2 protein-coding genes and 1 pseudogene are annotated in these 4,916 nt (G+C 43.4%); 1 reads left to right on the top strand and 2 read right to left on the bottom strand.

Going from position 1 to position 4,916, the window contains the following annotated elements:
• Window positions 1-1,112: hypothetical protein (locus tag BG32_RS11105; protein ID WP_121526837.1), on the bottom strand; the 1,112-nt coding region annotated here is incomplete at its 3' end.
• Window positions 1,113-1,275: 163 nt separating this feature from the next.
• Here BG32_RS11105 and BG32_RS11100 point away from each other — a divergent pair.
• Complete coding sequence (locus BG32_RS11100; protein ID WP_121526836.1) at window positions 1,276-4,047, top strand: HD domain-containing phosphohydrolase; 2,772 nt, start codon at window positions 1,276-1,278, stop codon at window positions 4,045-4,047.
• Window positions 4,048-4,352: 305 nt separating this feature from the next.
• Here BG32_RS11100 and BG32_RS11095 read toward each other — a convergent pair.
• Window positions 4,353-4,916, bottom strand: a pseudogene (locus BG32_RS11095) (alpha/beta hydrolase); the annotation flags it as partial.

Here is a 4,916-nt window from a genome sequence, read left to right as displayed (position 1 = left end):
AAATTGCCAAATGTATATTCGAGGAAGCTTTGAATAATGTCGTAGAGATAATATTCGCCACCGCTCTTCATAAAACTACCAGTGAAGTCAAGAAAATGAGCTAACGGCGACAGATGATCTAGCATTGCAAAATCCGGGTGTCTGGCTTCGGAGATCTTTATATGTAAGGGAGGAAAAACGCTGCTTTCAATCAGATCCGATATCCTTCCCGATTCTTCTCGGAATTTCCACTCATCGGTTTCAATAATAAGTGAAGGTATTCCAATACCCTCTTCAATCTCATTATCATTGAGCATGAAAAGCGCTGGATCGTATGAAAGCAAAGCCTTTATTCGACTGTCATCATTTGATGCGAAGTGAACAACTCCGCCACCTCCAGAGTGACCAAATGCAGCAACTCTGTCAACATCGAATATACCCGCCAGCTGATGTCCACTTTCGTTCAATTTAGACAAACTGTCTATTACAAAAGACAGATCATCGGCCATCAACTCCATTGAAAGCCTAGCACCTTCTTCAAACGTCTCAACTCCAGGAAGATCGAGCACTCTATCTTTGTTGAAGTGAAACTGACTGCCGTCGGAAAATTCCACGACTGATGCGGCATACGGATGCTCAATACCTACCACGACAAAACCTCTGCTAGCCAAATACTCCGCAAATGAAAAATATAAGGGAACTATAGCCGGCATCCCTGGAGATAAGATTACTACCGGTAGATTATTTGCATTGGCCGAAGGAGCCGCGCCAATAAATGAATTAGTTTTGACGGCTCTCAAATGCTGAAACAGCATGGGTGGAAGATTATAATTATCGGCCAGGCTGTTCACAAAAAGCGAATGGCTCCTGAACCATGGGCTTCTTCTCTTACCCGATGTATCATCCGAGGGATACCATATATCAATCACAAGCCTGCGGATCATTTCTCCGTCGGAAAATGGATCGATCCTGCTGTTATCATCCAGCTCAATAATCTCGACTCCGACTTCGTACTTACCACCTGGATCGGGAATCTTAGCGGTAGGAAAGAGGTATGCAAGGCTACCAATCAGCACAAGTGAGAATAATCCAATAATCAAACCTATATCTACACTTCCATGAGTTTCTCTCAAAACAATCACCTCTTTTCAATTATTACACATTGGAGGCGCCAAAACAGGCATCTCAATGTGATCGAACGATTGTCGACAAATACTCTCTTCTCTCCACATAGATTTAGGCCGCATAATGTTATAGTAAATTCTGAGGAAGATAGCCTTCTTCTGGGAGTGTGTTATGAGAAAAGCATTTTCAATTGTTTTCTTCATGCTATTATCTCTGACTTTGTTTGGACAGATGAAGTACATATTCAGTGGCGATGTCGATTACCCGCCTTTCGAATATGAGAACGAAAGAGGAATACCCGTTGGCTTCAACGTTGATATTCTTCGGGCAATATCAAAGGCCCTCGATTTCGAAATTGAAATAGAACTCAGAACATGGGCAAGCGCTAGATCTGCACTTGAATCCGGTCAAATTGACGGTTTGCTGGGAATGTACTACTCAGAAGGCAGAAATCTTCTCGTTGATTTCTCCAATCCGCACACAATCCTTCATGGTTCAATCTTTTATAACAAACGAACCGAGGGATTTTCCTCTTTAAGTGATCTAAGAGAGTCCAGGGTGGCAGTGCAAAAGGGAGATCTGATGGATGAGCTTGTAACCAGTGAGGGAGTGGGTAGCGAAGTTGTGAGGGTCGAATCTCCCGAAATTGCATTGCGAATGCTTGAGAACGGGGAGGTCGATGCTGTACTTATGAATACTCTTCAGGGATTATTTCTCATCGAAGATCTCTCGCTGAAGAACCTGATGGATTCTGAACATCCAGTCACACGTCTTGAATACTGTTTTGCCGTGAAACGGGGTGACTCCGAGCTGCTCTCTTTGTTGAATGAAGGACTCTCAATAATCTCTTCGACGGGCGAGTACAGGCAAATCTTCAACAAGTGGTTCGGCAATATTAATGCTGAAGACAGTAGCGGTGATATGCTCTATTGGCTCTTCTTTGCAATTCCCGTGGCAAGCGTTGTTTTCCTGGTGCTGATTTTAATGTACTTCTGGAACAGAACTCTGAGAAGACAGGTAAAGGAGAAGACCGCTTCTCTGAGTGCGAAGCTTGAAGAGGAAAGATCTGTAAAAACCCAGCTATCACTTTCAATGGAAAGATACAGATCGATGTCGGAGACGATTTCCGATTACTACTACGAGACTGAGTTCCCGAGCGATGGAAAGGATCCTGAGATCTGGAGAAGTGAATCATATGAAAGGATTAGCGGATACAGCCTTGATTCCCCGGAACCTAGAGAATTCAACTGGGAGACTATAATTCATCCCGAAGACCTGGATTGTTACAAACAGCATTTGGAAAAAGTGAGGTCGGGCAAAGAAGAAAGAATAGAGTACCGAATTATTAGAAGAGACGGAGCTCTGAGATGGGTTAGCGAGTTTTCAAAGCCGAAGTACTGTGGCGGAGGATCGAAAATTAAAGGGATCTGTGGAGCAGTTAGAGACATTACGGATGAGAAACTGGCAAAGGAAGAACTTGAAAGAACAAAGGACAAAGTGTCGAAACTCCATTTTGTTGCCCTCAAAATGGAGAAGTCAAATGAAGAGGACACTATATATCACTCAATAATCGATGCATCGGCAAATATATTGGGCATGGAGAAGTTCAGCCTATATCTCCTTTATGATCAGGAGTTAGTGACACTCGAAAGCCAGGGAGAGGTGGCGTCCGTTCAGGGATACCTTTTCAGGAGCGGGGTACTAAGAGACTGCGTTGAAACTGGCAAATCCGCCTTTATTGAAAGCTCATCTATTAGAAAAGTTGTTCCCAACTGTAAAGACTCGGTTTCAATTGTTCCGATGAAAAGCATTGGTGCCCTAGTGTCTTACCATGATTCTCCAATGAAACAGGAAGAAATCAAGATGGTTGAGACCTTGATGGCACATGCGGTTGAAGCGATTTGGAGAATCAGATCCGACAGGGAAATCCATTATGTGACATTTCACGACCAGCTTACCGCATTGTACAACAGATCATTCTTCGAGGAAGAGATAGACAGGCTAAACGTGAAGCGTCAGATGCCGATAAGTATCGTGATGGGTGACGTGAATGGATTGAAAATTGTTAACGATGCCTTCGGGCATCTTGAAGGCGACCGACTTTTGAAAGCAGTTGCCGACTGTCTTAAATCTTCTGTAAGATCCGACGACATTATTGCTCGGTGGGGAGGAGATGAATTCATAATGCTCCTTCCTCAGACAGATACTCAGTCAGCAGAATCTCTGGTTAACAGGATTAAAAAGGCTTTGAATCAGGTAACTGGATTCAGCCTTCCAATCAGTGTCTCTTTTGGCATCGGAACAAAGTCCGACATCGACCAGGACTTCAGCGAAATCCTAATTTCGGCAGAGGAAAAAATGTACAGGGATAAACTCCTTAACAATATATCCATGAGGAACAAGACGGTTGAGGTACTCGAGAAGAGTCTCCTCAACAAGAGCTATGAAACGGAAGAGCGCAATGAGAGAATTAAGACAATCAGCAGAGACTTCGGAAAGTCTATCGGTTTGAATGAAGCTGAACTTGACAACCTCTTGCTCCTCGGCGCTCTCCATGATATTGGGAAGATTGCAGTTCCCGAAGAGATCCTTACCAAAGCCGGAAGTTTAACGGCCGAGGAATGGAAGAAGATTAAATCTCATCCGGAGGCTGGATTTAGGATAGCTCTTTCCTCACCTGAACTTATCGGGATAGCGGATGAGATTCTTAGTCATCATGAATGGTGGGACGGTTCAGGTTATCCCAGGGGTCTTAAGGGTGAATCAATTCCACTACTCGCCAGAATAATCTCCATCATTGATGCTTACGATGTTATGATGAGCGGAAGACCATATAAGCATCCCGTTTCCTCTGAAGAGGCCATTGAAGAACTAAGAACGTGCGCAGGAAAGCAGTTCGATCCCAATCTTGTAGATTCTTTTGTAAGTTTCTTGGGCCTATAGAAACAGATTTCGATTAGCTGTTCGAAAGGAATCTGTCATACCGAGAAACAAGACTGATTTATTGTCTTCTTCAAGGCGAAAAAGTGAGTGTGTAGGTAATCCGACTGGAGTGAAAAAGAAGCATCAGATAGGTCATCTGCTACTGCCAGTTAGAAGGTTTGAGTACTCTTGAATCAGTTGAAGAGTTCAAGGAAAATACAGTTTAATCGCTCGCTGCTTGGCAAGAGTAGTTAATTAAAAGTATCGGCTTTGGCCAGGAAAAGTTGAGTAATAAGAAGAGAAATTGTTTTCCATTTGCCTGGCGACTACTCCATAGTTGGCTTAGTACTTTCCAAGAGCCTCAAGTTTCTTCTGGCCTCCTTTATTCCCAGTTTTTTCAGTATGAACTTACCAAGAGCATACTCAAAGGGAAACCAGGATACATGTCCTACAGGCACAATATACCTCTTTGGTCTTCCGAAGGCTTCCCAAAGCTGTTTTCTAGTTTCTATGGGAAGAGTTTTGTCGAAGAGAGCCTCGATCATCGTTACTTTCTTTCTGTCATTGAAACGGGCATAGGCGAGAGGATCTATCTTAAACAAGGGATGAAGATCGGACTCGATCAGTTCATGTGCACTTTTTATAAGTTTCACTGCACGAGCATCCTCTTCGAATCTAGCATTTAACTTCACTTCGTCGTTTAGATAGCCCTCCTTTCCCGAGCCGCTCCTAAGTGAATTACGAATTGATTTCAATACCGGTGACTGCCATATTATTTTCGCAATGTTACCTCCAACGGTCATCAATATCATGTCGTTTATTCTTTGATCGATAGCGTTCACGATCGTAGAGATCATTCCGCCTAGGCAGTAACCAAAAAGGCAGTTGTT

Source organism: Mesotoga sp. HF07.pep.5.2.highcov, from assembly GCF_003666285.1.
Taxonomy (GTDB): Bacteria; Thermotogota; Thermotogae; order Petrotogales; family Kosmotogaceae; genus Mesotoga; species Mesotoga prima.
Note: the sequence above shows the minus strand (reverse complement) of the source record. Positions and strands in the feature narration are given on the sequence as shown.